The 25,063-nt window shown below is 54.3% G+C and carries 30 protein-coding genes and 1 tRNA gene; 20 read left to right on the plus strand and 11 right to left on the minus strand.

What is annotated here, in order from left to right; translation table 11 throughout:
- Positions 1-20: 20 nt before the first annotated feature.
- The 10 genes from GXP58_03070 to GXP58_03115 all read left to right on the plus strand — a co-directional run bounded on the left by GXP58_03070 (position 21) and on the right by GXP58_03115 (position 7,495).
- Positions 21-2,708 (plus strand): insulinase family protein, encoded by a 2,688-nt coding sequence (locus tag GXP58_03070; GenBank protein NOY52584.1) that lies wholly within the window; start codon positions 21-23, stop codon positions 2,706-2,708.
- A gap of 498 nt (positions 2,709-3,206) precedes the next feature.
- Positions 3,207-3,404 (plus strand): type II toxin-antitoxin system VapB family antitoxin, encoded by a 198-nt coding sequence (locus GXP58_03075; GenBank protein NOY52585.1) that lies wholly within the window; start codon positions 3,207-3,209, stop codon positions 3,402-3,404.
- Between the two features lie 2 nt (positions 3,405-3,406).
- Positions 3,407-3,766 (plus strand): PIN domain-containing protein, encoded by a 360-nt coding sequence (locus GXP58_03080; GenBank protein ID NOY52586.1) that lies wholly within the window; start codon positions 3,407-3,409, stop codon positions 3,764-3,766.
- Positions 3,767-3,857: 91 nt separating this feature from the next.
- Positions 3,858-4,277: an Rrf2 family transcriptional regulator gene (locus GXP58_03085; GenBank protein NOY52587.1), complete on the plus strand. Its 420-nt coding sequence runs from the start codon at positions 3,858-3,860 to the stop codon at positions 4,275-4,277.
- A gap of 87 nt (positions 4,278-4,364) precedes the next feature.
- The gene (locus GXP58_03090) at positions 4,365-5,540 is read left to right on the plus strand and encodes an aminotransferase class V-fold PLP-dependent enzyme (protein ID NOY52588.1); all 1,176 of its coding nucleotides are present in this window, start codon (positions 4,365-4,367) and stop codon (positions 5,538-5,540) included.
- Positions 5,541-5,591: 51 nt separating this feature from the next.
- Complete coding sequence (locus GXP58_03095; GenBank protein ID NOY52589.1) at positions 5,592-5,987, plus strand: hypothetical protein; 396 nt, start codon at positions 5,592-5,594, stop codon at positions 5,985-5,987.
- Positions 5,988-6,001: 14 nt separating this feature from the next.
- On the plus strand, positions 6,002-6,283 hold the full coding sequence (locus tag GXP58_03100; GenBank protein ID NOY52590.1) for a sulfurtransferase TusA family protein: 282 nt from the start codon (positions 6,002-6,004) through the stop codon (positions 6,281-6,283).
- Between the two features lie 37 nt (positions 6,284-6,320).
- The gene (locus tag GXP58_03105; protein ID NOY52591.1) at positions 6,321-6,653 is read left to right on the plus strand and encodes a hypothetical protein; all 333 of its coding nucleotides are present in this window, start codon (positions 6,321-6,323) and stop codon (positions 6,651-6,653) included.
- 232 nt (positions 6,654-6,885) lie between these two features.
- Positions 6,886-7,248, plus strand: coding sequence for a hypothetical protein (locus GXP58_03110; protein NOY52592.1), 363 nt, complete (start codon positions 6,886-6,888; stop codon positions 7,246-7,248).
- Between the two features lie 22 nt (positions 7,249-7,270).
- Positions 7,271-7,495: a hypothetical protein gene (locus tag GXP58_03115; protein NOY52593.1), complete on the plus strand. Its 225-nt coding sequence runs from the start codon at positions 7,271-7,273 to the stop codon at positions 7,493-7,495.
- Positions 7,496-7,554: 59 nt separating this feature from the next.
- Here GXP58_03115 and GXP58_03120 read toward each other — a convergent pair whose 3' ends face one another.
- Positions 7,555-8,460 (minus strand): LysR family transcriptional regulator, encoded by a 906-nt coding sequence (locus GXP58_03120; GenBank protein ID NOY52594.1) that lies wholly within the window; start codon positions 8,458-8,460, stop codon positions 7,555-7,557.
- A 164-nt stretch (positions 8,461-8,624) separates the two neighbouring features.
- Between GXP58_03120 and GXP58_03125 the strand changes: the two genes are divergently transcribed.
- From GXP58_03125 to GXP58_03145, 5 genes are all read left to right on the plus strand, one after another.
- Positions 8,625-9,416: a solute-binding protein gene (locus GXP58_03125; GenBank protein NOY52595.1), complete on the plus strand. Its 792-nt coding sequence runs from the start codon at positions 8,625-8,627 to the stop codon at positions 9,414-9,416.
- 22 nt (positions 9,417-9,438) lie between these two features.
- A complete protein-coding gene (locus tag GXP58_03130) occupies positions 9,439-10,248 on the plus strand; it encodes a solute-binding protein (GenBank protein NOY52596.1) in 810 nt (269 codons plus the stop codon).
- Positions 10,249-10,283: 35 nt separating this feature from the next.
- The gene (locus GXP58_03135) at positions 10,284-10,979 is read left to right on the plus strand and encodes an ABC transporter permease subunit (GenBank protein ID NOY52597.1); all 696 of its coding nucleotides are present in this window, start codon (positions 10,284-10,286) and stop codon (positions 10,977-10,979) included.
- Positions 10,976-11,629 (plus strand): ABC transporter ATP-binding protein, encoded by a 654-nt coding sequence (locus tag GXP58_03140; GenBank protein NOY52598.1) that lies wholly within the window; start codon positions 10,976-10,978, stop codon positions 11,627-11,629. The genes GXP58_03135 and GXP58_03140 overlap by 4 nt, the downstream gene beginning before the upstream one ends.
- A 232-nt stretch (positions 11,630-11,861) precedes the next feature.
- Complete coding sequence (locus tag GXP58_03145; protein ID NOY52599.1) at positions 11,862-13,181, plus strand: hypothetical protein; 1,320 nt, start codon at positions 11,862-11,864, stop codon at positions 13,179-13,181.
- 46 nt (positions 13,182-13,227) lie between these two features.
- Here the strand turns inward: GXP58_03145 and GXP58_03150 are convergent, their stop codons facing one another.
- Together GXP58_03150 and GXP58_03155 are read right to left on the minus strand one after the other, a co-directional pair.
- Positions 13,228-16,323 (minus strand): PAS domain-containing protein, encoded by a 3,096-nt coding sequence (locus GXP58_03150; protein NOY52600.1) that lies wholly within the window; start codon positions 16,321-16,323, stop codon positions 13,228-13,230.
- Positions 16,320-17,105, minus strand: coding sequence for a protein-glutamate O-methyltransferase CheR (locus tag GXP58_03155; protein NOY52601.1), 786 nt, complete (start codon positions 17,103-17,105; stop codon positions 16,320-16,322). Before GXP58_03155 ends, GXP58_03150 begins: the two co-directional genes overlap by 4 nt.
- Positions 17,106-17,345: 240 nt before the next feature.
- Between GXP58_03155 and GXP58_03160 the strand changes: the two genes are divergently transcribed.
- Genes GXP58_03160 through GXP58_03175 form a run of 4 tightly spaced genes read left to right on the plus strand, consistent with a single transcriptional unit; the run spans position 17,346 to position 19,650 of the window.
- The gene (locus tag GXP58_03160; protein NOY52602.1) at positions 17,346-18,020 is read left to right on the plus strand and encodes a hypothetical protein; all 675 of its coding nucleotides are present in this window, start codon (positions 17,346-17,348) and stop codon (positions 18,018-18,020) included.
- Complete coding sequence (locus GXP58_03165) at positions 18,017-18,769, plus strand: MBL fold metallo-hydrolase (protein ID NOY52603.1); 753 nt, start codon at positions 18,017-18,019, stop codon at positions 18,767-18,769. The genes GXP58_03160 and GXP58_03165 overlap by 4 nt, the downstream gene beginning before the upstream one ends.
- 36 nt (positions 18,770-18,805) lie before the next feature.
- Positions 18,806-19,066, plus strand: coding sequence for a glutaredoxin 3 (gene grxC / locus GXP58_03170; protein NOY52604.1), 261 nt, complete (start codon positions 18,806-18,808; stop codon positions 19,064-19,066).
- Between the two features lie 20 nt (positions 19,067-19,086).
- Entirely contained in the window at positions 19,087-19,650 is a 564-nt protein-coding gene (locus tag GXP58_03175; GenBank protein ID NOY52605.1) for a response regulator, read from the plus strand.
- A gap of 132 nt (positions 19,651-19,782) precedes the next feature.
- Here GXP58_03175 and GXP58_03180 read toward each other — a convergent pair whose 3' ends face one another.
- On the minus strand, positions 19,783-20,301 hold the full coding sequence (locus GXP58_03180) for a ferritin family protein (protein ID NOY52606.1): 519 nt from the start codon (positions 20,299-20,301) through the stop codon (positions 19,783-19,785).
- Between the two features lie 138 nt (positions 20,302-20,439).
- On the opposite strand from GXP58_03180, the gene mutY reads away from it, so the two are divergent.
- Entirely contained in the window at positions 20,440-21,519 is a 1,080-nt protein-coding gene (mutY, locus tag GXP58_03185) for an A/G-specific adenine glycosylase (GenBank protein NOY52607.1), read from the plus strand.
- Between the two features lie 21 nt (positions 21,520-21,540).
- Here mutY and GXP58_03190 read toward each other — a convergent pair whose 3' ends face one another.
- From GXP58_03190 to GXP58_03220, 7 genes are all read right to left on the minus strand, one after another.
- A complete protein-coding gene (locus GXP58_03190; protein NOY52608.1) occupies positions 21,541-21,726 on the minus strand; it encodes a 4-oxalocrotonate tautomerase family protein in 186 nt (61 codons plus the stop codon).
- Positions 21,727-21,976: 250 nt separating this feature from the next.
- A tRNA-Leu gene (locus GXP58_03195) sits at positions 21,977-22,063 on the minus strand.
- 78 nt (positions 22,064-22,141) lie between these two features.
- Positions 22,142-22,702 carry an AmmeMemoRadiSam system protein A gene (amrA, locus tag GXP58_03200; GenBank protein NOY52609.1) on the minus strand — a complete coding sequence of 187 codons (561 nt, stop codon included), beginning with the start codon at positions 22,700-22,702 and terminating at the stop codon, positions 22,142-22,144.
- An 18-nt stretch (positions 22,703-22,720) separates the two neighbouring features.
- On the minus strand, positions 22,721-23,221 hold the full coding sequence (locus tag GXP58_03205; protein NOY52610.1) for a bifunctional nuclease family protein: 501 nt from the start codon (positions 23,219-23,221) through the stop codon (positions 22,721-22,723).
- Positions 23,222-23,378: 157 nt separating this feature from the next.
- A complete protein-coding gene (locus tag GXP58_03210; GenBank protein NOY52611.1) occupies positions 23,379-24,335 on the minus strand; it encodes a 2-dehydropantoate 2-reductase in 957 nt (318 codons plus the stop codon).
- An 81-nt stretch (positions 24,336-24,416) separates the two neighbouring features.
- Positions 24,417-24,785, minus strand: coding sequence for a type II toxin-antitoxin system VapC family toxin (locus GXP58_03215; GenBank protein NOY52612.1), 369 nt, complete (start codon positions 24,783-24,785; stop codon positions 24,417-24,419).
- A gap of 2 nt (positions 24,786-24,787) precedes the next feature.
- The gene (locus tag GXP58_03220) at positions 24,788-25,024 is read right to left on the minus strand and encodes a ribbon-helix-helix protein, CopG family (protein NOY52613.1); all 237 of its coding nucleotides are present in this window, start codon (positions 25,022-25,024) and stop codon (positions 24,788-24,790) included.
- Positions 25,025-25,063: the final 39 nt, after the last annotated feature.

The raw sequence follows: 25,063 nt of genomic DNA on the forward strand, positions 1-25,063 counted from the left end.
CTTATTCCCGGAGGTTTCTAATGAGAAAGATTATTGTCAGAGGTAGTTCCCGATGTCTGTTTCCTGTATTGCTCGTTATTCCCGTTCTTCTGATCTCTTCTTTTGCTTTTGCGGCCTCCTACCGGACCGTTCTGCAGCAGGACAGTCTTACCAAAATCGTTCTCAAAAACGGCCTGACCGTGGTCCTCTCCGAGAATCATGCGGCGCCCGTCGTTGCCTTCCAGATGTGGGTCAATGTCGGAAGCCGGAACGAGAGCGATGCCCAGGCAGGGATCTCCCATGTCTTTGAGCACATGCTCTTCAAGGGGACGGCGAAGCGGGGAGTGGGGGAGATTGCCCGTGAAGTCGAAGCGGCAGGCGGGAATATCAATGCCTACACCTCGAATGACCATACCGTCTACCACCTGGCTCTGGCGAGCCGGTACTTTGATGTGGGGCTTGATGTCTTGTCCGATGCCGTCCAGCACTCCGCTTTTGATCCGAAGGAACTGGCCAAAGAGGAGGAAGTCATCCTTGAGGAGTTCAAACGTTCCGAAGACATGCCGAGCCGTGTGCTTTCCACAAAACTCTTTGAAACGGCTTACCGGGTCCACCCCTACCGGCGTCCGGTCATCGGTTATGTGAAGACCTTCAAGAAGCTCACCCGGAAGAATATTCTCGACTATTTCCATGAGTGGTATGTCCCCAACAACATGACCCTCGTGGTGGTCGGGGATTTTTCCACGCCGAAGGTTCTCCCTTCCATTGTTCGGTCCTTTCAGGGGTTTGTCCCCCGCAAGAATCTTTTCCTGAGCGTTCCCCGGGAACCTGCACAGAGCCGGACCCGGGCCGTTGTCATCCGGAAAGAATCGAAGCAGGTCCTGTTCAATTTCGGTTATCATATTCCCGGTCTTCATGATCCGAAGAATCCGGCCTACGATCTGCTGGCGGCCATTCTCGGGCAGGGGAAGACCTCAAGGCTCTATCAGGAAGTCAAACGGAAACGGGAACTGGTCCATGCCGTCTCCGCCTATGCCTATACCCCGAACGATCCGGGGCTCTTTGTCGTGGAAGCCCGTCTGGATGGGAAATATCTGAAGAAGACCCTCGGGGCGGTCCTGGACCAGATCGAACGAATCAAGCATGAGCCGGTCAGTGCCGAAGAACTCTACCGGGCACGGGTCGGGATCGAAAGCGATTTTATCTATAAGAAGGAGACGATGGAGGGGCAGGCGGGGAAATTCGGAGCCTTTGAATCCGATTTCGGTGATCCTCTGCACGAAAAAGTATATCTAAGCGAGCTTGCCTCCGTGACACCGGCCGATTTGACGGCGATCGCCCGGAAAATCTTCCGGCCGGAGAACCTGACCGTCTCCATTCTGATCGATCCGAAGGAGCAACCCGGTCTGGATGCCGGAAAGATCCGGAAAATAGTACAGAAGTTGAACCGGGAAGCAGCAAGAGAATATGCGAAGCATAAAGAGACAAAACGGGGGGAGCCGGAGAAGATCGTCCTGTCCAACGGGATTCGACTGATCGTGAAGGAGAATCATGCCGTGCCGACGGTTGCCGTCAAAATTGCCTTCCCCGGAGGTGAACGGTACGAGACGGAACCGACCAGCGGACTCTATCACTTTATGGCTGCCATGCTGGATCGCGGGACGAAGAAACGGAGCGCGGATGAGATCGCCACCGAGATTGAAGAGATGGCCGGAAGCGTGAGCGGTTTTTCCGGCCGGAACAGTATTGGCGCGCAACTGTCGGTCTTGAGCCGGCATTTCGGGCAGGGTATGAACCTATTGGCTGATCTTGTACGCCATCCGGCCTTTGCCCCCGACGAGGTGGAAAAGACCCGAAAGGATATCCTTGCCGCCATTGTCCATGAAGATGACCAGTTGAGCCGCCGGGTGGGAAATCTCTTCCGTAAGACGTTGTACAAAACTCATCCCTACCGGATGCGGCTGATCGGAAAGATGGCGACGGTGAGCCGTTTTACACCGGCGGAGTTGCGGGAGACCTACCGGCATGTGCTGAACCCGGCGCAGATGGTGATCGCCGTGGTGGGGGACGTTTCCCGGGAGGAAGCCGAGGCGAAAGTCCGGGAACTTTTCGGGACGATGAAGAAGATCGCCCCGGTGCAGCCGCACATCCTCCAGGAGGTGCCCCAGGAAAAAATCCGGGAAAGCGTGGAGAGGGTCAACCGTCAGCAGGCACACATGATCCTCGGTTTTTTAGGGACCACGGTGACTTCCGGGGATCGTTACCCCCTGATGATTTTGAGCAATGTCCTGGCCGGTCAGGGGGGGAGGCTCTTCCGGGACCTTCGGGATAAAGAGAGCCTGGCCTATGTGGTCACCGCCTTTTCTCAGGAAGGAGTTGACCCCGGTTTCTTTGCCGCCTATATCGCATGCAGTCCGGAGAAGCTGGATGCCGCCCGTGCGGGAATCCTGAAGGAGCTGGCCCGGGTTCGGGATCAAAGGATCCCGGAGAATGAGATGAAACGGGCCCGGGAGAACCTGATCGGAAGTTTTGAAATTGGTTTGCAGACCAATGAGTCGATAGCTTCCACCATGGTCTTTGATGAACTCTATGGAAACGGCTTCGATGCCTACAAGGAATTTGCCCGGAAGATCGAAAAGGTTACGGCGAAAGACGTGCAGAAGGTTGCGGAAAGATATCTTGACCTGACCCGCTATTCCGTGGCGCTTGTAAAACCGGGGGAGGAATAGGGTTTGATCCGGAATGTGTGGGGCTATAATAGGCTGAATATCTTTGTAATTTGCTATAATAAAGAATTTTATTCTTTCTTGTTGACATAACAGGAGTATTGGTTCTATAATGTAAGAAATAACGAGATAATCCACCGATAAAGGCGACCCTGCGGGGGAGCAAAGCCATGGGCTGAAAAATCAGCATTCATGGCTGCCGAAGTGGATAAGGTGAGACTTCAATCGCCTATCCATCTTTCTCTGGTGGATAGGCGATTTTCGTTATATTCTCGAGCTCCTCCTGACAGGTCGGCAGGAAGTATTCTGCCGGCCTGTCACCCTCCTTTGCGGTGAATGATCTTTGCATTCGTCTTTCGGTTTTCCCCCATGTTCTCCTGTGTCAAGCCTGCCTGTGTGTGGTATAGACTGAACAGGTGTTTGGACCTGCCTGGAAAACCGGGGGAAGTCCGAGCTTCTTTCCTCTTGACATGGATGTATATATGATGCATATTGATGCATATGAGAACAACATTAAACATTGATGACGACATCATTAAAAAAGCATCAAAGCTCACGGGTGTGAAGGAAAAAACATCTCTGGTGAGGTTGGGGCTTGAGGCTTTAATTGCTCGTGAAAGCGCCAAGAGGCTTGCTGAACTTGGCGGCTCGGAAAAATCCCTTAAGCCTGTTCCAAGAAGAAGAATATCCAGGAATTAAGTATGGTTCTGGTAGATACTTCAATTTGGATATCTCATTTCAGGGATAACAATCAGCGCCTCAAAAAGCTTTTGATAGATGAATCGGTAGCATGCCATCCTTTTGTCATTGGTGAGTTGGCCTGCGGTAACATGAAGAACAGAAAAGAAGTTATCTCCCTCCTCCAATCTCTTCCTCAGGCCCTTGTTGCAGAGCATGATGAAATTCTTGCATTGATTGAGCACAAGAAACTAATGGGCGCCGGAATAGGCCTTATTGACGTTCATATATTGGCATCCGCACTGTTGACAAATTTGCCTTTATGGACAGCCGACAAAAGGTTGAGTGCATCTGCAATGAAATTGAATATTTTATATAGATAACCTATTCCCCTTTTTTTTCGCTTGACAAAATCGGTCGACTTATTATAATCAAGACGAAGAAGACATTTTTTATCCTGTTTTGGAGGGTTTGGTGAAACTGACGCGGGGCGGCGAATATGGAATTCGGGGAATGCTTTATCTGGCCATGCAGCCGGAGTCCGCAGTTACCCTTTTAAGTGAAATTTCTACGGTCGAAAAGATTCCCGAAAGTTATTTGGCGAAGATTTTTCAAACGCTGACGAAGGTCGGCCTGGTCCGTTCCCACCGTGGTTTCAAGGGGGGCTATTCATTAGGGCGGTCGTCCGGTGAGATTACCGTCAAGGATATCATTGAAGGGGTAGAAGGGCCGATTGTTCTGAATCATTGTCTCCAGAAGGTGAGTAACTGTTCCGAGGGATACCGATGCAAGATCCAGAATGTCTGGAAAGATGCACAGGATGCCATGATCGGGGTCCTTGACGGAACGACCCTTGCAGATTTGGTGAAAGAGACCGCGGCGGGTCAGCCGTGAAGGGAGTGTCCCGGCCCATAACCTTTCCGATGGAGAAGTGATGCCGGCAGTTTCGAGTGAATATTGTGATGAATCAAGGAGGGTGTTATGAGCAGCAGAACAGTTTATCTCGATCATGCGGCGGCAACCCGTCCCTATCCCGAAGTGATCGAAGCGATGCAGCCTTACTTTCTGGAACATTTCGGGAATCCCATGAGCTTCCATAAATACGGCAGCGCTCCCCGGGCGGCACTGGAGGAGGCCCGGAGCGCCGTAGCCGGCCTGATCCATGCGAAATCCGAGGAGATCTTCTTCACCGCCTCCGGGACGGAGTCAAATAACTTTGCCGTCAAAGGGGTAGCCCTGGCCCTGCAGAAGAAGGGAAAGCATATAATTACCTCGGCCATCGAACATTACGGAATTCATCATTCCTGCAAGATGCTGGAGCGGATGGGGTTCGAGACGACCTATCTGCCGGTCGACGAATTCGGTCGGGTCGATCCGGAAGAGGTCGCAAAGGCACTCCGGGAGGATACGATCCTGGTCTCGATTATGCTGGGGAACCACGAGGTCGGCACGCTCCAGCCGATCCGGGAGATCGCCAAGATCACCCGGGCGAGAAAGGTGACCCTCCATACCGATGCCCGGATGGCCGTTGGGCACATTCCCGTTGATGTGGAAGCATTGGGGGTGGATCTTTTGACCCTCTCCGGGCAGCACTTTTACGGCCCCAAGGGATCGGCCGCCCTTTATATTAAGAAGGGGGTTCGCATTCAACCGTTAATCCACGGCGGGATCCAGGAACAGGGGCGCCGTGCGGGAACGGAGAACGTTCCGGCCATCGTTGGATTAGGCAAGGCGGCGGAGATCGCCTCGGAAAAGGTTGCCGGGGAACAGGCGAGGCTGGCGGCCCTTCGGGACAGGCTGGAGCAGGGTCTGACCGCAAAGATTGATGCCGTGAAGGTGAACGGCCATCCTGAATATCGGCTTCCCCACCTGCTGAATATCTGTATCAATTACGTAGAGGGAGAGGGGATGATCATGATGATGGTTGCAAAGGGGATTATGGCGGCCAGCGGATCGGCCTGTTCCTCCAAGGCGCTCAAGGCCTCCCATGTACTCACGGCGATGGGGGTGGACCATGCCATGGCCCAGGGGTCGATTCTCTTCAGCCTGGGCCGGGAGACGGCGGAGGAGGAGATCGACTATGTCGTGGCGGAGATGCCGCCCATTGTCGAACGTCTCCGGATGATGTCGCCCATCTACCAGCAAAAAATGGGATAGGGGTAATAATCGATTTTCATGAGGCCGTCCGGGAGAGGGGATGGGAAGAATATGACCGAAAAGATGGCGATGGTGGTGTCGACCAACGAAATCGACAAGTTGATTACCATATTCAACCTGGCTTTGGGAGGGGCCTCCATGGGAATGGAGGTGATTCTCTTCTTCTCCTTTCACGGCCTGGAGCTTCTGAAAAAGGACAAATCCGGCGACAGCTATCAGAAACCGGATCGATCCCTGGAAAAGATGATGGCCCACCCCAAGTTCCCCTCGATTGATCAGATGGTCATCATGTGCAAGGAAATGGGGGTCAAATTTATTGCCTGTTCCCAGTCGATGGAGTTCATGGGGCTCACCCGGGAGGATCTCCTTCCCGTGGTCGACCGTGTGGCCGGAGTGGCGACCTTTCTGGCCGATGCGGGGGATGCAAAGATTAATCTCATGCTGTGAATGAGGAGATGTCGATGAAGACCAATGCAATCAAGGCCGATGTCGTGCTGGACGCCTTCGGCCTGATCTGCCCGATGCCGATTGCCAAGACCTGTCAGGCGATCAAGAACATGGAGGTGGGACAGGTGCTGGAAGTGATTGCCGATGATGAGGGGATCGTGGAGGATATGCCCAGCTGGTGCGACACAACAGGCAACGAATTCCTGGGCATTACCGAGGAGGACGGTGAATTCCATGCCCTCGTTCGGAAGCGGGCCGATGAGAAGGAAAAGTGCGATCGTCCTCCCTGTAATTAGTTTGGAATGCCTTTAGGAGGAACGACCGGGAGAGTTGATGGCCAATAAGAGAAGACATAAACGAAGAATCAATCGAAGTACGATCAAATTCGGAGAAGAGGTCTGCGACAAAACGGCCTTTACAAGTAATCTGACCCCTGAGGGTTTCTTCCTCCGGACCAATCGGGTCTATCCCCCCGGCAGGACCCTCCGCTTCGAGTTTCGCTCTCCTGCAGGGGAGATTGTGAACGTTACGGGGAAGGTAGTCCATGCCACGCGTGTTCCCATCCATTTTGCCGGTTTGCGCAAGAACGGCATGGGGATTGAGATCGTTGGGGAGAATGAAGCCTACCGGAATCTCCTGGAGTCCCTGAAAATCGGCGGAAAGTAGTCTTTCAACCCGGAACTGTCGGAATCATAGCGGTTCCCCTGTTTCTGCATGCACTCCGTCATTCTTGCCTGATCCATAAAATCAGGTATTTAAAAAGCACGTATTTCTGCCTGTTTGTCATTCTTCCGTATAATTTAGATCATTTGCAAAAATAATGTGTGACTTTTGCCTTCCTCATTTCACTATACAGGTAAACAATGTGTTGGAACTCAATGGTTTCTGAGGGGGCGTCATGAAATTTTCAGACAGGGTATTGATTGAAGGGTTACGATCCAAAGATGAAAAAGCATTTTTGATTTTTTATGAAACCTTTTTTCCTCGGGTTTTTAACTATCTGAATGATTCTTTGGGGAAAAGGAAGAAAGCCGAAAAATTAACGGAGGCGGTCCTGACGGAAGTACTCCAGTCCCTGGATGAGAGACCCCGTCGGTTGACCCTGAACGAATGGTTCTTTCAGGTCACGCGGCGTCGTCTTGCGGAATACCGGTCGAAAAACGATTTTCATGCTGTTGACCGGATCCGTATCGGCGGTGAAGAGGTCGCCGACTTTTTCCGTTTTGAAGAGATGCTTTTACAGAGTGTTTCCCAAAGGTAGTATTAAGGGAGGTTGAGGATCCATGGGAAAAAAGATGAACCGGAATGCTTGGATGTGCGATCCGAAAGTAAAAAGATTGCCCGACTGTTGCGAAGATCTGGACGAGTTCGAAAAATTCATTACTGCCGACCAGGCCCCCATCAAGGCCTCGCCGCAGTTCAAGAAAAACCTTCGGGAAAAACTCTGGTACATCCTGAAGAACAAGCACTATATCTTCTTTGCCTGCATGATGATTTTCTTCAGTTGAACGGACCGGTTCCTCCTGCTCTCAAGGAGGAACCGGAGCCGGCGTTCTCCGTTGCCCTGTCAAGAGGGGGCAAAAAATGTGTACTCCCGGATAAAATCATAGAATGTCCTTGTTGCAAGGGAGAGATTTTCCTCCGCTCCACGGACCAGGAAGAAGTCTCTATGTAATTGTTTCCCGGAAGGGTTCAAGATCCGGAGGGTTCCCTCCCGCAATCCCGCTGCGGCGGACCATCTTGAGACGAAGGCGATCCCGATTCCGGATCTGACCATGCGGACAATAAGGCCGGGGCGGTCGAGAGTCATCAGGATCCTTATCTCGCCCGGTTCGATCCTGCGTTGATGGAAGAACCGGTCCGCGCAGCTTCGCATACCGGTCCCCACGGGGGGCAGGATGAAGGGTTGTGTGACCAAATCACGGGAGGAGATCCGCTCTTCCCGGGCCAGCGGGTTTTCATCGGATGCGATGAGGACGATTTCATCCCGGGCCAGAAGGTCATAGCGGAGGGTGCGATGGGGGACCTGTCGATCCACGAAGCCGATATCGACCTTGCCGTCCAGCAGGTACCCGATGATTCGTTCCGTCCCGCCCGTTTGAAGGTGAAGGCTGACCTCCGGGTAGCTTAGGAGGAAGCGGTAGAGCACGGGTGTGAGGAGACTTCCTGCAATTGTCTGGTCGGCGCCGATCGGCAGGACACCCCGCACCTTCTCTGTTATCTGATCGACGGCCTCTTCCAGCTTCCGGAACTGGCCCAGGATCTTCCGGGCGTGTGCGTAAAAAACCCTTCCCGCCGATGTAGGAACGACGGACCTCCCCCTCCTGTTCAGCAGCCGGACCCCCATCTCCTCTTCCAGGTTCCGGATAAGATGGCTTACGGCGGACTGCGTGAGGAGTTGGGCTTCCGCCGCCTTCGAGAAGCTTCCGTGTTCCACGACCAGGCAGAAGGTCTGTAGCCGGTGATCATCCATAAGATTTCATGGTCCTTCGTTGACGTCCCTCTTGCCGCTGTCCTGGAAAAGGGAACAAGATGAACGGAATTCATCCGGAAGGTGAGATGAATTCATTTGCTTTCCCGGTCTCTCCTATCATATATATCCCCATCTCGTTTTACAAAAGAAAAAAGGGGGGAGAGATGGCAAAACCGGTCCGGATCATGATGGCGTCGACGAGCAGTGTCCAGAACTCGGGGCTGCTGGACCGCCTGATCCCCGCCTACGAGAAGGCCACCCCCTATCCTGTCCGCGTCGAGGTCCTGGCCGTCGGTACGGGGAAGGCCATCCGCCTGGCGAAACGGGGGAAGGCGGATCTTCTCCTGATCCATGACCCCTTCCGTGAAGAAAAGTTTGTCCGGGAGGGTTACGGGGTAAACCGGAGAGAGGTCATGCACAACGGGTTCGTGCTTCTCGGACCCGCGCGGGACCCTGCCGGAGTACGGGAGGCGAAGAGCATCCGCGGGGCCTTCGAGAAGATCGCCCGGAGCCGTTCTCCCTTCGTCTCCCGCGGGGACGACTCGGGGACGAACATGAAGGAGATGGACCTCTGGGAGGACTGCGGCATTCAGCCCGGGGGCAAGGGCTGGTACCTGGAGACGGGAGGGGGAATGGCGGAAACCCTCGCGGCCGCCGGCCGGGCCCGTGCCTACACCCTCTGTGACGAGGGAACCTATCTCAACCATAACAGCGGATCGGACCTGGAGATTCTGCATCGCGGAGATCCCTGCCTGGTCAACGTGTACAGTCTCGTGGTCGTTAACCCGGCCCGCTTCCCGGCCGTCCGCTACCGGGAGGCGATGGACTTCATCGCATTCTGTACCTCGCCGGAAGGCCGACATCTGATCGGAGCATACGTCAAGCACGGCTCCCGTCTCTTCGAACCTGAAGGGATGGACGCCCTGCCGCCTTTCCGGGAATCACCCCTTTCGTGAAGGAGGTTCGCCCATGTCTCTTATGCGTCTTCTGCAGTGGTTCCTGGTCCTTTCGTTCCTCTTCCCGCCCGGCGTTTCCGCGGCCGTGCGGATCCGTTGTGCCTCGACGACAAGCACACAGAACTCGGGGCTTCTTGATTACCTGCTGCCGCTTTTCGAAAGGGAGAGCGGTATCCATGTCGATGTCGTGGCCGTCGGAACCGGGGCCGCCCTGGAGATCGGGAAAAGGGGGGATGCCGATGTGGTTCTCGTCCACGCGAAAGACCTGGAACTCAAGGCGCTGAAAGCGGGGTTCTTCGTCAAGCGCAGGGACGTTATGTACAACGATTTCGTGATCCTGGGACCTCCTGCCGACCCGGCCGGTATCCGTGGGGCGGCCACGGTTCCGAAGGCCTTTCGACTGATCGCTGCGAAGGGGGCTCCCTTTGTGTCGAGGGGGGACCGGTCGGGGACCCATCACCGGGAACTCTTCCTGTGGAAGAAAGCCGGGATCAGCCCGAAGGGGAGGCCCTGGTATATGGAGGTGGGGCAGGGGATGGCGAAGACGCTCCGGATCGCCTCGGAGAAGCAGGCTTACACATTGAGTGACCGGGGGACATGGCTTGCCGTGTCCGACCGTGACCGGCTTGCCCTTTCGATCCTTTACGAAGGGAGCCCTCTTCTCCGCAACCAGTATGGCGTCATGGCGGTCAACCCTGCAAAACATCCCCATGTGAAATATCCGGAGGCCATGAAGCTGATCCGTTGGCTGACCTCCCCGGCGGGACAGAAGGCGATCGCCGCCTTCAAGGGGCCGGGTGGGCAGCAGCTCTTCTTCCCCGATGCCCGCTGACCGGGCGGTGAGGAAGAGAAGGGAGAGGATGTGTGATGGACGTTTTCCTGCAGGCCTTTGCGATGATCCTCCAGCTCAAGCCGGAGCTGTTGCATATCATACTCCTTTCCCTCAGGGTATCCGGTCTTGCCCTCCTGGCGGCCACGCTTCTCGGGCTGCCCCTCGGTGCGGTTATGGGGATTGCCGTATTTCCAGGCCGGTCCCTTGCGATCACCCTGGCCAACACCTTTATGGGATTGCCTCCCGTTGTGGTCGGGCTTGTTCTCTATCTGCTCCTGTCCCGGAGCGGTTGCCTCGGTTTTCTCGGCCTGCTCTATACCCCTTCGGCCATGATCCTGGCCCAGACTATTCTCGCCCTGCCGATCGTGGCTTCTCTCTGTCATTCGGCCATCGTCGGCGTAGATCCCCTGATCAGGCAGGCCGCTTCGACCCTCGGGGCGACCCCGTTGCAGCAGACGCTGACCGTTGTGGGCGAGGCGCGCTACGGGATCCTCTCCGCGATCATTGCCGCCTTCGGCCGGGTGATGGCGGAGGTGGGGGCGATCCTGATCGTGGGTGGGAACATCGCAGGTTATACCCGGGTGATGACGACGACGATTGCTTTGGAGACCGACCAGGGTGAATTTGAGCTGGCCCTGGCGCTGGGTATGGTCCTCCTTTCGATCTCCCTTGTGATTAATCTCTTCCTGCATTACGTGCAGCAGCGCGGAAAGGTGCATTCCCCCCGATGAAACTCACCTTCGGCATCGAGGATATTGCGAAATCGTACCGGGGAATGCCGGTGCTGGCAGGCTGTTCCGCACGCTTCGACCGGCCCGGTGTTTACTGCCTGACGGGGCCGAACGGGAGCGGCAAGTCGACCCTTCTGCGCCTGTGCGCCCTGCTCGAAAGGCCGGACAGCGGCAGGGTCCGCTACCTTAATTCGGGGCATCTGTTGCCTGCGGACATATCCCTGATGCGGCGTATTACCCTGGTCCTGTCGAAGGTAGGCTTGTTCCGGGCCACGGTCGGCGGGAATGTCGCCTACGGGCTTAAGGTCCGGGGTGTTCCGTGGAGGGAGCGGAAGGAGCGGGTAAACAGGGTTCTCGCGCAGCTTGGCCTCTCCCACAAGGAGAAGGACCCGGTCTTCGCCCTTTCGAGCGGAGAGGCACAGCGGGTGGGGGTCGCCAGGGCACTGGTGCTCATGCCGGAAGTCCTGTTTCTCGATGAACCGACGGCCTTCGTAGACCGGGAGAGCAAGGGGATGATCGAGCGGACCATCATGGACATGAAGGAGGAAGGGAAGTCGATCGTGGTCCTGGCCACCCATGACCGTTCCCAGGTGAAACGGCTGGCCGACCGGGTTTTCGTTATGGAGGATGGCAAGATTCTCGAAACTTGATGAACTCGTAAAAAGTCATTTCCCGGATACCGTTCATGGTTCGACAGGCTTCCGAGCATGTGGTTCGGCAAGCTCACCATGCTCGGAAGCCGGTCGAACCACACGAACGGAATATCAATCACTTACACCGTTCGCCCTGAGCGTGTCGAAGGGTCGAACGGACTTTTTACGACTTCATCAAACTTGATGAACTCGTAAAAACAGGTTTTCTGCAGGCGAAAAGGAGGAGGAGATGGGGAAAAGGATGTTTTGGAAGAAGGGATTGATCCTCTTGACGGGGGTCCTGATGGCGGGAGCGGTTCTCTTCCCCCGGCCGGTCTTTGCCCGCGGGTTCTTCAGCGGCGATACCGATACGGAGGAACTGATCCGGGTGCTGAAGGAGAAGGGGCTTCTGACGGATCAGGAGGTCGCCCGGATCAGGACACGGATTGAGCATGGGCGGAAGGCCGCTTCCCTGAAGATTCAGGGAAGGATCCAGGCCCGGTACACGAGTATAGAGGATCATGCCGGGACGACTGCGCAGGATGCGAACGGGTTCCGGCTCCAGCGGGTCCGGCTGATCTTCAGGGGGAATGTCGTGCCCCGTCTCGGCTATTTTATTCATCTGAATTTCGACCAGGGAACGGACGGCCACGTGTGGGATACCTACCTTCAGTACGATTTCGGTCCGGGAATCGGTCATGTCCGCATCGGCCAGTTCAAGGTCCCCTTCGGCCGCCAGTGGCTGACATCATCCACGAAGTTCCTTTTCATGAACCGCAGCAATATCGGTGACAACCTCGGTTTCCGCCGGGATATCGGGATCATGTTTGAGCGTCACTCCGCTTACAACCAGGGTGCCTTCGCCCGGGAGAACATGAAGGAGCCGGTCTGGAATTATTCCGTCGGGATCTTCAACGGGAACCACAGGGCGAACGGCAACGGTTTCCTCTCCGGTTCCGACAGTTCCGCCCGGATCGGTAAGGGGAATGACAACGACCAGTATCTATACGTGGGCCGTCTCACCTGGACCCCCGTGAAAGGGGATCGGGGGCTCAAAAGGGTAAGCCTCGGCCTGAGCGCCGGATATCAGCGCAGCCCGACGAACGGGGACAAGTTCGTTCTCGACGATTCGAAAAAGGCGGCCTTCGACGTCTCCTCGGGCGAACCCTGGAAGTTCTCCGATTACGAGGCGGCCTGGGGCGCGGACGGCCAGGTCATCATCGGGCCGGCCATCATCCAGGCCGAGTATATCCGTCGGAAGCTGAAGACCGACGATCTGCTTACCTTTGCCGACGGTGACCGGGCCCGGTCGGTCACAGCCGACGGGTGGTATCTGCAGGGGGGGTATTACGTGATTCCCGGAAAACTTTCTCTGAACGCCCGTTACGAGACCTACGACCCCAACCGTGCGGTCACCTCGCGAAATGATTACAGCCGTTATGCCCTGGGGTTCAACTATTACATCCGCAAGAACCGGTTCAAGCTCCAGGGAGATTACACCTGGCAGGACGAGGCCGTGGAGGATCTGAGCAACAACTTCTGGGAGTTGCAGTTGCAGGCGCTGTTCTGAAAGGCCTCTTAGGCAAAGGGGGGTAGGGGGGATTTGAACTGAGACACTATTCCATCTTCTCGATCAGTCCATCCTTGGACAGCCGGTAGGCGTGGTTTCCGGAGAGACCGGCAATCTCCGCCGGCGTAAAATGTCCGGGGTGGTAATAGCAGATCTGGATAACCGGTTTTTTGCATTGTCGAAGAAAGTGGTCCATCTTTTTCTCAAAATAGAAGATCTCTTCCTTACCGTTTTCGTCGGAGAGGAGTCTTGACATGTCCCGGACAACAATTAGCCCCTTCCATGCGGATTGTGTGATCTGATCATAGAAGTTCCTGACACAGTTGAAAAGGTGCTTCCCGTCGCATTGTCCCTGGTGCAGAAGCGCGGTCCTGGCCGAGCTGAAAATCAACTGTTCCTTTTCCATCAATTCATAGGTCGGCAGGTTCTCGCCGGAAAGAATTTCCTTGGTCCGGTCAATATCCTCCGGAGACCCGAAGAAAGCGCAGGCAAAGTCACGGGCCAGGTAGCTTTTCCAGAGGGGAACGAATTTTCGGATCAGGACATCGGTCTCCTCATGGACCTCAATGACGTGCTGTACGGAGACGGCGTGACGATCCAGCGGCAGCGTGAAGAAGAAGGTGGCGCCTTTCCCCTTGCGGCTCTGTACCCAAATGTTCCCGCCGTAATGTTCCACGATGTTCTTTACGACGGAGAGCCCAAGACCGCTTCCCTGGTTTTTCCGGATCGACTTGTCCATGACCCTTCCGAACTTTTTGAAGAGCATGTCCTGGAACTTTTTTTCGATCCCCGGTCCGGAGTCACGGACGGAAAAACGGAAGAGGCGTTCTTCCCGAATCGTTTCAGCCCGGACGGAAATTTTGCCTCCCCGGGGAGTAAATTTGATAGCGTTGTCCATGAGGTTTGAGATGACCTGTTTAAGGCGTCCTGTGTCGGCCGTAAAGCCGGGAAGGTTCTCCGCTATTTCCGTTTCGAGATGAATCTTCTTTTCGCGCAGCCGGGAATCGAAGGTCTGAAGCATGTCGAGAATCAGCGTATGTAAGTCGATTTCGTCTTTCTTGAAATCGACAAAACCTGATTCCAGTTTCGAAAGATCCAGGTAATCGTTGATCAGCTGGGTCATGCGAAAGCTTTCCTGTGTGATAATGCCGAGGAATTCTTGGCGCGTCTCCGGAGGTTCATCGGGATACTTTTGAAGCAGATCGGCGTAGCTGACAATGGAGGTCAGTGGTGTGCGCAGGTCATGGACGGCAATATCAATGAATTCCGATTTCTCCAGGTTCAACTCTTTCAACCGTTCATTCGTCAGCCGGAGTTCCGCATTGGCTTCCCGCAATTCCTGTACCCGTCGTTCTACTTCCTGTTCCATTCTGCGGTTTACATCCTCCAACTGTTTCAGGTATTTTTTTCGTTCCTCCTCAAGGGTTTGCCGGTCCGTGACGTCCTGGCGAATCTGGATCATGGAACAGGACCCGTCGGGGTTTTTCAAGGGGACGGAGGTCATCCGGTAGTATCGACCGTCTTCGTTTCTTTTGGTAACCTCAAAGCGAGTCTTCTTTTTCCCCAGGATCTCCGTGAGAGAGCAGACTTCATCTTTGCAGGATTCGTCGAAGCCGCGAAAGACCTTGTAGCATTTTCGTCCCACAATCTCTCCGAAGTGCCGCCGGATCGGGTCGTTTACGAATTCGATCTCATAATCCTTGTTGATGACACAGACCCCTTCCCCCATATTCATGAGGATCGACTCCATCCGTTCCTTCTGGTCCATGAGAGCCTCGGTGAGAGTGGTGACCTCCGTGACGTCGTTGATCGTTTCAATGATCTGTTCCACCTTACCGTCTTCTCCGAAGAGCGGGATCGCGCTCACTTCGGCGATGATCCGGTTTCCGTTGTTGCTCCTCAAGCGATGCTGATACCGGGAGGGGAGTCCGTTCCTGATGATCTCATCGGTCGGGCAGTGTGTACAGGGTTCCTCTTGCCCGCGGAAAATCTTGTGGCAGGTTTGTCCATTTAGCTCCGCTTCGGAATGATGAAGCATCTTCTGCAGGGCATGATTGGTGGAACGGATCCTGTGATCCGGGGTGATCACACAGATCCCCATACTGGCATTGTTTAGGATGGTTTCCAGGTAGGTGTGGGCCTGTGCCAGTTCCTGGTTGTTCTTTTTCAGCAGTTTTCTGGAGGTCTCCAGTTCCTGTGTCTTTGTTTCCAGCTCCTGATTCGAGAGGTTGATCTCTTCGTTGGTCGATTCAAGTTCCTCATTGGAAATCTGTAACTCCTCATTGGCGGATTCCAATTCTTCATTGCTGAGCTGATACTTTTCGTTGAGTTCCTCCAATTCCCGGTTGGCCCGGATTAAAGAAAGATTTTTTTCCGCCACGTCCTCCTGCGAACGTTTGAGAGTGTTGAGCATGTAGTTGAAGGCCCTGTGCAGTCCGCCGAACTCGTCTTTCCGGTCTTCCTTCAGATGAAACGAAAAATCTCCCTCACTGATCTTCTTAACGGCTGTCATCAGGTTGCGAAGCGGGGAGGCGATCGTCCTGGAGAAATAAAAGAAGCTGAAAGGAATGAGGAACGCGAGAAAGAGAGCGGTCAAGATTAATGTGGTCAGGAGCCTTGCATTCATTCCGGCTTCGGCCTTGCCGGCAAGATTCCGGGATTTCCGGAGGTTGGAGGTGATGCTCTGTAGTTGTTGTGATGCCTCCGCAACGGATCGGTTCAGGTCATGTAGTAGGATATTCCCCCGGGGATTCCCGGTCGGAGGAGTGTGCATGCGGAGTTGCTCCCCCGTTTGAATGATTTTGTTGAGAACGGCTACCAGGGATTGGATCGGGGCCTGGTTCTCAGCCGGCCATGAATCGGTTTTTAATTGCCTGATGGCTTTGTGAAGAGCTCCGAGGTTTTGTCGTAATGCGTTCCCGTTGTCCGGATTCCTCGACAGGAGAAAATCCCGGCAGGCGAAATCTGTTTGATGCAGGGTGTTTTTGATCTCTTCAATTTTCGAGAGAGATGCCTCCATCCGGTGCGTTTTTTGCTCTGCATGGGAGCCTTCCTGGAAGAAATAGAACGCAAGGAGCAACGTAACGCTCAACATCATTCCCATCGCGGCCAGTTCCAGATAAATTTTGGTCCGGATCTTCATGGTTTTTTCCCTTGAGTTGCTTTCTGATAAATTCTGTTTCTGGAGGAGAGTGTGACCAATTTTTTCTGCCGGAAGTGAGGGGGAGGAGATTCAGCTTTTCCCAGGACCAGAATCCCTTCGGGATTCAGATTCTCGTAAAATTTGCGGTAGATCTCTTCCTGGGCGGCACTATTCAGAAAAATAAGGACATTTCGGCAGAAGATCAAGTCAAGATGGTTGATGGAGGCACCCTGCAGCAGATCGTGACGACCGAAGATAATTTGTTTGCGTACTTCCGGAACAATCCGGGCAACCTTTCCGGGAAGAAAATATTTTTTTCGGATTTTCGTAGAAAGGTTTGCCAGTGCCTCCGGAGGGTATTCTCCTTTCCGGGCTTGTGCAATGACGATCTCGTCCACATCGGTAGCGAAGATCCGGACCGGATGAGTCGACAGGTTCGGCCGGACGCTTTCAAGAAGGGAGATGGCCACGGAGTACGCCTCCTCTCCCGTGGAACATCCGGTAATCCAGATACGGAATTCACGTTTCCGGAAAGATCCGTGTTGTTTCCAGAGTAACGGCAGGACATGTTCCTGGAGGAAGACAAAGACCTCGGGATCGCGAAAAAACCGGGTGACATGAATCGTTAAGTTGTTGATCAGGTTTTGGGGTGTCCGGTCGTCCCGTTCAATCAGATCCGAGTATTCCCGGTGGTTTTTCAGCCGGTTTTTCGTCAATTGCCGCCGAATCTGTCTTTGCAGGTATCCTTCTTTGTAATGATGAAAATCAACGGAAGTTTTCAAAGAAAGGCGATGAACCAGCTCGGACAGGGAACTCCCGGGGGGAATAGGCGGTACTTTGACCGTACTTGTCTGGTCTGAAAAAGACAATGGTTTTTTTCCTCTTTTGTACCATTCTGAGACGATAGATATCAAAAATCATTATATTTTGCAAGAATATAATGATGGTGCATGTTTGTGCATAAAGGATTGACAGTTCCGGGGCGTTCAACTATTTTAAGGGCGGATGTGGTGGAGGTAGGCATGCCCGGGGATCTTGGAAAGCAGATCGAAACACTCAGCCGGAAGCTTCAGTTAAGCGGGGAATGTCGGCGTATTTTTAATATCGGTATTCCTGAAGAAGATCTTCTTCTGACCCTGCAACGGTTGTACAAATGGCGGATGACCGCATCCATGAGGAAATGGAACTGCTATCGGGAGGTGATCAACACCATTCGCGGCAATTCGGTCTTTTTGACTAATTTCCTCTCCGTTGATCTGTCTGTGCGGAAAAAGATGCTTGCGGCCCTTCATGCTCTCTATCTCATTCCCGATCTGAATTACCGGGACCGCCTGATTCTTCTGACAAAATTCGTCCTGGCCCAGATCAATCCCCTGGGCAATCCGGAAATGCGCCAGCTGGCGATCAACATGGTTCGGGAGTTTGTCCTCCATAAAAACCGGGAGATCCGCAAGGCCACTTTCCGGGGAATTACCTTTGAAGTGGCCCGCCTCCGGTTGAAGGGGGGCGGGTGGTATGTTCAGCCGCTGGTCGATATGTTGGTCGAAACCCTGAGAGAGAATCCGGAAACAAGAGAATATATCCGCAGGGAGTCGATGGAAATTTACTACACCCGGGAACAGCGGGATGTCGTCGATGACATCCTGGTGGCCGTGACCTTGAGCCTGTCTCCCGACAGAAAGGAACGGAAGCATTGAAACTGACCATCCTCGGTTCCGGAACAGGCTTTCCCTCCTCCCTCCGGGGAGGACCCGGTTATCTTGTGCAATCGGATGAAGAGATGGTCCTGATGGATCTCGGGATGGGGACTCTGTCCAAACTCCATGGCCTGGAGATTCCTCTGGACCGACTCGGTCCGATTCTGATCAGCCATCTTCATCCGGATCATATCGCCGAACTGGTTTCGCTCCTCTTTGCTCTGAAGAATATCGTTATTTCCCGGAAGGTTCCTCTCCGGTTGATCGGCGGCCCCGGTTTAAAGGAACTTGTCCGTCGGCTTCAGGAGGTTCATGGACGGTGGATCCGGCCGGAACGGTTTGAACTTGAGGTCCTGGAGGTTCCGGAAGGGGAGATCTCCCTGGGGGAACTTACCCTTCGGACGGTGCCGGTTGTTCATACGGAGGGAAGCATCGGTTTCCGCCTTGCCGCTCCGACCGGTGAATCCCTGGCCTACTCCGGGGACTCCGCCTTCTGTCCCGCCCTGATGGATCTCGTGCGGAATGTTGATCTTGCCGTCATGGAGTGTTCCTTCCCCGATGAACAGAAGAAAAAAGGACACCTCATCCCCTCGGAAGTGGGGAAAATCGCCGCCGGAGGCGGAGCAAAAAGGGTGGTGTTGAGCCACCTCTACCCGGAATGTGACGCAGTTGACCTGGCCGTCCAATGCAGAAGCCATTACAAGGGTGAGGTGATCGTCGCCCGGGATGGGATGGTCCTAACGGTTTGATTTGATTTCACAAAACCTTTCGCTTATAATAAGAACATGAGTCGCGAAGTTTTAATCTATACCACTCCGGTCTGCCCTTATTGTGTTCGGGCGAAGGCCTTGCTTACCCGAAAAGGGGTATCCTTCCGGGAGATTGACATCTCCCGTGACCGGGATCTGGAGGCGGAAATGATCCGTCTCACGAAAAAGATGACGGTTCCCCAGATCCTGGTCGATGGTAATCCGATCGGGGGGTGTGACGAGCTTCATGAGCTTGAGCACCGGGGAGTGCTGGACGAGCTTCTGCAGGGCGGGTAATTCTTCTGCGGGGATGCCTTATGGATGAAACGCAATATTGCCTTTGCTGCGACGAAGATGTGCCGATCAATACGGTCTATCGTGACGGGAAGAAAGAGATTACATGCCTGTATTGCGGTTTCGTCCTCGGTTTTCAGGAAGAGAAGAAAGGGGCGTCCGCAAGCTGTATCCTGACGGCGGATGATTCAAACCTCATACGTAATCTTTTAACGGATATCCTGACGAACAAAAGGCTTGCCGAAGATGTCTTATCCTTTGAAAACGGGATGACCTTTCTTGCGGAATTCAACCAACGGATCATCCGTCCGGACGGAGTGAGCCTCGTCATCCTTGATCTTCAGATGCCGGTTATGGACGGACTTAAAACGGCGCTGACCTTGCGGGCCGTTGAGACCAAACTACAGCGGGACAAAAAGACACCGATTATCTTTTTTTCGGCCCGGAAGTGTGACGAGGCATTAAAAAAACAGCTTGCCCGGTGTGCGCCGGCCGTCTATTTCAATAAGGGAGACAGCCCGGATCCGGCCAATCTTGCCGATCGTGTCGACCGTCTGGTCAACTACATACTCACCCGGAAAAAGTGAGAATTCCGGTAGGCGTGCGTGCCATCCGCCCAGGATTTCCGCACATCTGATCGCCACACTTCATGATGGAGGAACAGGACCGAAGGAGCGTAAAGCCCCTGAGTCTCATTATTGCACAGCAAACGTCCCTCCCTAACCTCCCTCGATCGGTCCTCCCTCTTCCCAAAGAAACCAGTCGCCCGTCTCTTCGAGATAGTTCAGAGCATTCTGCAGAATCTCGTGATGCCGGCTCTCCTCTTTCGCAAGCATCTCAAAGAGTCGTTTTTCGTCGGCATCCCCGGAGGTTCCGGCAGATCTTTTATAAAATTCGTACCCTTTGTTCTCCATCTCAAGGGCGAATTTCAGCGCCTCCACATCCCCCGACTGTGAACCGAGGCGGGATGCCATATTCTGTCCGGCTTCTTCAAAAACGGTTTTCATCCGTTCCGCCGGGCCGGTTTCTTTGAGCTGAGTGTCGATCTTCAAGCCATGGGATAAGGCCTCGATCATGTCGTAGTGGCGTTTTTCATCTTTTACAAAAGAGAGAAACATCTTTCTACCCAGTTCGTTTTCCGTTTTTTTGCTGGCCTCCCGATAGAATGCCATGCCGTCCTTTTCCATCTTTAAGGCCACACTTAAAGCCTTGGTCATTGCCTGTTCTCTTTCGCCCATGGATATGTCTCCTCTGCAAAATTGGTTTCTTCAAACCTACCATATCCGGGGGAAAATGCAACCGGTGCTCTTTCCTTGCCTCAAAGAGAAAAAAATTGTATACCGATGCTGCACCGTATTCAAAGGAGCCTGATTCAGATGCCCGATATTGGAAAGATCCGGTCCGCTCTTCTGCGATGGTACAAGACATGCGGACGGGACCTTCCCTGGCGCAGGACGCGGGATCCGTACCGGATCTGGGTCTCAGAGGTCATGCTGCAACAGACCCGCGTTGAGACGGTGATCGACTATTACCACTGTTTCCTGGAGGCCTTCCCCGCCGTGACCGCCCTTGCGGTTGCGGACCTTGAAGCGGTACTGAAGATCTGGGAGGGGATGGGGTACTATGCCCGGGCCCGCAATCTCCATCGCGGGGCGCAGGCGGTTGTGGAGAAATGGGATGGGGAACTACCACGCAATTTGCCGGACCTCCTTCGCGTCCCCGGGATCGGCCGTTCCACGGCCGGGGCGATCCTGAGCCTGGCCTTTGAAATTCCCACTCCGGTTTTGGACGGGAATGTAAAACGTGTTGTCGCCCGGCTTTTTGCCCTCCGGGGAGACCTGAAAAGACCCGCCCTGGAGAAAAAACTGTGGAGATATTCCGAGTTACTGACGCCGAAGGGAAGAGTCCATCACTATACCCAGGCCGTCATGGACCTGGGTGCCATACTTTGTACTCCCCGCAGACCGAACTGCCCCCATTGCCCCCTTCAAAATGAATGCCGGGCCTTCCGGTTGCAGTTGCAGGAAAAGATACCGGCACCATCGAAGAAAAGGAGTCTGCCCCATCATCACGTAGCCCTGGGGGTGATTCGCAAACGGGGACGAATCCTGATCTACCGGCGGCCTGTTGAGGGGCTCTTAGGGGGACTCTGGGGATTCCCGAATTACAGGAGCCGGACGAAGAAAGGATTGTCTGAGGCCCTGGGTCAGGGCGTGCGGAAAGATTACGGGATCCGGATTGAATCGGGAAAACCTGTGGGGAGCCTCTCCCACGGCTACACCCACTTCACCGTGACCTTTCATCTCTTTGATTGTTCCTGCAGGGATGGAGAAAAGATCGTGAAAAGGGCTTTCCCGACCAAGTGGGTCTATCCTCGGGATCTTCGGGATTATCCCCTTTCCGCAAGCGACCGGAAGGTGATTAGAAAGCTCTCAGCGATCAGCTATCAGCAATAAGCAGAAACATAGATCTCATATTTACATATCGGAGAAGAGCTTTCCCCCTTTGCCCCAATTCTCCCGTTCCACCTCATCGATGACGATATAGGTGTGTTCGCTCGGCTTTCCGGCGACCCGCTCTAAAGTGTCTGAGAACTCCTTGACGATCGTCGATTTCTGCTCTTTCGTCAGTTTCCCGAGAAGCTTGAGATTGATGTAGGGCATGGTGTGACTCCGCTGATTGATGATTGTGTAAGGATTAAATGGTGCCGAAGGGGGGAGTCGAAAATGCGCCGGCGACACTGACCCGGCGGATTGTTCCCGGGTCAGTAAGCCGAGATCAATGACCCCTTCCTGTCATTTCGAAACTTCGTACGTTTGCCGTACGAAGTTTCAACCCCCACGGGATTGCTCTTCCGGATATTTCAACGCGTAAGCAGGCGGAATATACAATGCTCGACAGCACAAGTCAATATGGTGCCGAAGGGGGGAGTCGAACCCCCACGGGATTGCTCCCACTGGTCCCTGAAACCAGCGCGTCTACCAGTTCCACCACTTCGGCACGATGAGGATGATTGTAAGTTTCATTCTGCAGTGCAACAGATCTTACTGAAATGATAGAGGTTTTGTCAAGGCAAATTCATCTCTCTTCTTCGCTGAAGACCTCCGCCCGGAAGATCCAGAAGCGTGTTCCTTCCCGCCAGGCGTCGGGGGGGAGCCCCGCCTTCATGCAGAGGTGCCGGAGGGTTTCTTCCCTGTCCCACCCCTGTTCCGGAGCGACCTGGGGCAGAAAGACCGCCCGCTTCCCCTCTTTTTCGAGGATGATCCCCTCTTCGCCGGGATGAAAACCGGAAGGTTCGGCGATCTCCTCCTTCGGGGTCAGTACGGAGATCTCGATTTTTATTCGGTCCAGTTCTTCCGGGGTTACGGGGAGAAAACGGTAATCCCTGGAGCAGGCGGAGACACTGTTTTCCATGACTGCCTGATAGAGCGGCCGAATCGGTTCAATGTAACCGATGCATCCTCGTAGCTGATCTTCTTCTTCGAGGGTGACGAAAACTCCGGCCGGTTCGCGGAGCCGTTCCGTCAGTTCTATTTCCGAAGGAGCGGAGATACTTTTTTCTCTTGTTCGGACAAAATGTTCCAGGGAAAACCGTGCCAGTCTCAGCAGGGTTGTTCTTTCCGATGCATCCAGATACATGAGTCGGATCTTTCCGTTTCAGGTCGTTTGTGGAGGATCGTTTTGATCCCTGAAAAAATCTTCCGGCCGCAGTTGTTGAAGTTCGTTTTTAAATTTTTCCACTTCATCGTCGGTAATCGGCTTCCGGATGACGGGGCATTTGTCCATGACGGCATCGCTCACGAAAATCGGAGCGTCCGTCCGGACGGCCAGGGCGATGGCATCACTCGGCCGCGAATCGATGGAATAATGCTTTGTGCCGTTCCACAGGTCAATGACGGCATAATAGGTGTTATCCTTCAGGTCGGATACGGTGATCTTTTCCAGATGCATGTCAATGGTCCGGATGATATTTGCCAGCAGGTCGTGGGTCATGGGACGGGGCGGTGGTTCGTCCTGGAGTTTGTAGACGATGGCATTTCCTTCATTGATGCCGATCCAGATCGGAATCAGCCGGGTACCTCCGACCTCTTCCAGGTAAATCACATACTGGGCCGGGATGGGAATCAACATGAGGGAGAAGATCTTGAACTCTTTCATGGGGAAGCCCCTTCTGGAAATTTCTTTCATCATACCAGAGGGGCTTACGATTTACAAGGGGCGACGGACGTTCGGAAATCAGGGGCCGGGGGGAGATTGGAACATTAAAAACGATCAAGAGTTAATCGCTTTTCGTTCAAGGCATGCCGAAGGAGGATCAGCCTAAACGGTGTTTCGGAGACGCTCCCGCTTCTTCCCTGTACAGAATGAGGCGGGTCAGGGTTCGATTGACGGGTGTCGGGATCCCCCGTGTTTCACCACGATGGGCCAGCGCCCCGTTCAAGGCATCGATTTCGGTCCTCTTCCCGCGTTGGATATCCCGCAGCATGGAGGGGAAGTGGGAAGCCGTGGGAGGGATGAGGCGGGAGAAGAGGATTTCACGATATTCCTCCGGGGTTTCCCAATCAAGCTCTATTCCCTCCGCATCGGCGACGGCGAAGGCCTCCCGTATTATGTCGTACATCAGTCCCCTCGCGGCTTCCGATTCGAGGAGCTTCCCGTAGTTGACCCCGAGGACGGCGGCCGGGGCGTTCAATGCGGCGTTATAGAGGACCTTGCCCCAGATGAAGCGTTCAATCTTGCGGACGGCCCGGCAGGGGATTCCCGCACGGTCGATTGACCGGGCGATCTCCTCCGCCCGGTCAAAGGGAAAGGCGCTTTCCCGGACCGGGCCTATGGCCACGGCGTCGGCAATGACCGTGACCCTGACCGTCCCCGGTGCGGGGGTTTCCGCACCGAAGATGACCCGTCCGCCCAGGGTACGGTCGGCGCCGACGGTTTCGGCGATCGTCTCGATGTTCCCCAGTCCGTTCTGGAGGGAAAGGACCGGCGTTCTGCCGGCGAGGGCGCGGATCTCCTCCATGGCGGCTGCCGTCTGGTAGGACTTTACGGTCAGGAGGATGATGTCGAAGGAGTTCTCCTTCGGAAACGTAGTCAAGGCCTTCAGGTTCCGGACGGTATGATCTCCCCAGATGCCGGTGATCTCGAGTCCTGCCTTGTTGATGGTTTTCATGTGAGGGGGACGCCCGACGAGGGTGACTTGGTGCCCGGCACGGGCCAGGAAGCCGCCGAAAACGGATCCGATGGCGCCGGCGCCCATAACGAGGATTCGCAAGATTTCCCCCTTCCTTTCTCGTGGGTGACGGTCTTTCACACGCAGGTGAGAGGTATTTCAAAAGGCGGCGGCCCGAAGGTTTCAGACAAAACGAATTTCTTTCATGGGATAGTGTTTCCGGTTCTTGGTCCAGAGGGCAAATCCGTAAAGCTTCGCTGTTGCGGCAATCAAGGCGTCGACAGTGTGTATGCCGTTGGACTTTGAATATTTCATCAGATAATGACCGGCCTGCTCGCCGATATCATCAGTGACCGGGACGGAAGTGAAGAGGTTGAAAAAGGCCGCTGTATTCTTTTCTTCACCCTTCCGGATTCCGGCGTAGACTTCCGCCTTGCTGAGCGGGGAATAGTGAATGAGTTTTCCTTTTTGGTAAAGTTTTTGCAGCTTGGAGACTATTTCTTTCCTGTTCCTGAGGTAATCTATGATTACATCCGTATCGAGCAAGAGCATCTTTATCCTCTAACGCGGTCATCCTCCCGGAGTAAACGGACATACTGATCGGTCTCGAAGGTCCGGTCTTCCCAAAGGCCTGCTGCGTCTTTCAGTATTTGAAGTCCTTCCTTCGGGGTTCGAAAGGTGGTACGGATGGCGTAGCGAATCAGGGCCGAAACGGATTGACGGCGTTTTTCCCCTATTTTTTGCAGGATCTCGAAATCCTCTTCTTCCAGATAGATCTGCGTCCTTTTCATTATTCCCTCCGGTGATGTATATATAGTACATCATGGAAC

The organism is Deltaproteobacteria bacterium (assembly GCA_013151235.1).
Lineage (GTDB): Bacteria > CG2-30-53-67 > CG2-30-53-67 > CG2-30-53-67 > CG2-30-53-67 > JAADIO01.

Excerpts from the sequence above, each read along its gene's own strand:
- GXP58_03095 (NOY52589.1), top strand. The coding sequence starts at position 5,592 with ATGACCGAAAAGATGGCGATGGTGGTGTCGACCAACGAAATCGACAAG.
- GXP58_03075 (NOY52585.1), top strand. The coding sequence starts at position 3,207 with ATGAGAACAACATTAAACATTGATGACGACATCATTAAAAAAGCATCA.
- GXP58_03110 (NOY52592.1), top strand. The coding sequence starts at position 6,886 with ATGAAATTTTCAGACAGGGTATTGATTGAAGGGTTACGATCCAAAGAT.
- GXP58_03220 (NOY52613.1), bottom strand. The coding sequence starts at position 25,024 with ATGAAAAGGACGCAGATCTATCTGGAAGAAGAGGATTTCGAGATCCTG.
- GXP58_03160 (NOY52602.1), top strand. The coding sequence starts at position 17,346 with ATGCCCGGGGATCTTGGAAAGCAGATCGAAACACTCAGCCGGAAGCTT.
- grxC (NOY52604.1), top strand. The coding sequence starts at position 18,806 with ATGAGTCGCGAAGTTTTAATCTATACCACTCCGGTCTGCCCTTATTGT.
- GXP58_03105 (NOY52591.1), top strand. The coding sequence starts at position 6,321 with ATGGCCAATAAGAGAAGACATAAACGAAGAATCAATCGAAGTACGATC.
- GXP58_03090 (NOY52588.1), top strand. The coding sequence starts at position 4,365 with ATGAGCAGCAGAACAGTTTATCTCGATCATGCGGCGGCAACCCGTCCC.
- mutY (NOY52607.1), top strand. The coding sequence starts at position 20,440 with ATGCCCGATATTGGAAAGATCCGGTCCGCTCTTCTGCGATGGTACAAG.
- GXP58_03115 (NOY52593.1), top strand. The coding sequence starts at position 7,271 with ATGGGAAAAAAGATGAACCGGAATGCTTGGATGTGCGATCCGAAAGTA.
- GXP58_03070 (NOY52584.1), top strand. The coding sequence starts at position 21 with ATGAGAAAGATTATTGTCAGAGGTAGTTCCCGATGTCTGTTTCCTGTA.
- GXP58_03135 (NOY52597.1), top strand. The coding sequence starts at position 10,284 with ATGGACGTTTTCCTGCAGGCCTTTGCGATGATCCTCCAGCTCAAGCCG.
- GXP58_03130 (NOY52596.1), top strand. The coding sequence starts at position 9,439 with ATGCGTCTTCTGCAGTGGTTCCTGGTCCTTTCGTTCCTCTTCCCGCCC.
- GXP58_03190 (NOY52608.1), bottom strand. The coding sequence starts at position 21,726 with ATGCCCTACATCAATCTCAAGCTTCTCGGGAAACTGACGAAAGAGCAG.
- GXP58_03215 (NOY52612.1), bottom strand. The coding sequence starts at position 24,785 with ATGCTCTTGCTCGATACGGATGTAATCATAGATTACCTCAGGAACAGG.
- GXP58_03120 (NOY52594.1), bottom strand. The coding sequence starts at position 8,460 with ATGGATGATCACCGGCTACAGACCTTCTGCCTGGTCGTGGAACACGGA.
- GXP58_03175 (NOY52605.1), top strand. The coding sequence starts at position 19,087 with ATGGATGAAACGCAATATTGCCTTTGCTGCGACGAAGATGTGCCGATC.
- GXP58_03080 (NOY52586.1), top strand. The coding sequence starts at position 3,407 with ATGGTTCTGGTAGATACTTCAATTTGGATATCTCATTTCAGGGATAAC.
- GXP58_03180 (NOY52606.1), bottom strand. The coding sequence starts at position 20,301 with ATGGGCGAAAGAGAACAGGCAATGACCAAGGCTTTAAGTGTGGCCTTA.
- GXP58_03100 (NOY52590.1), top strand. The coding sequence starts at position 6,002 with ATGAAGACCAATGCAATCAAGGCCGATGTCGTGCTGGACGCCTTCGGC.
- amrA (NOY52609.1), bottom strand. The coding sequence starts at position 22,702 with ATGTATCTGGATGCATCGGAAAGAACAACCCTGCTGAGACTGGCACGG.
- GXP58_03205 (NOY52610.1), bottom strand. The coding sequence starts at position 23,221 with ATGAAAGAGTTCAAGATCTTCTCCCTCATGTTGATTCCCATCCCGGCC.
- GXP58_03150 (NOY52600.1), bottom strand. The coding sequence starts at position 16,323 with ATGAAGATCCGGACCAAAATTTATCTGGAACTGGCCGCGATGGGAATG.
- GXP58_03140 (NOY52598.1), top strand. The coding sequence starts at position 10,976 with ATGAAACTCACCTTCGGCATCGAGGATATTGCGAAATCGTACCGGGGA.
- GXP58_03125 (NOY52595.1), top strand. The coding sequence starts at position 8,625 with ATGGCAAAACCGGTCCGGATCATGATGGCGTCGACGAGCAGTGTCCAG.
- GXP58_03145 (NOY52599.1), top strand. The coding sequence starts at position 11,862 with ATGGGGAAAAGGATGTTTTGGAAGAAGGGATTGATCCTCTTGACGGGG.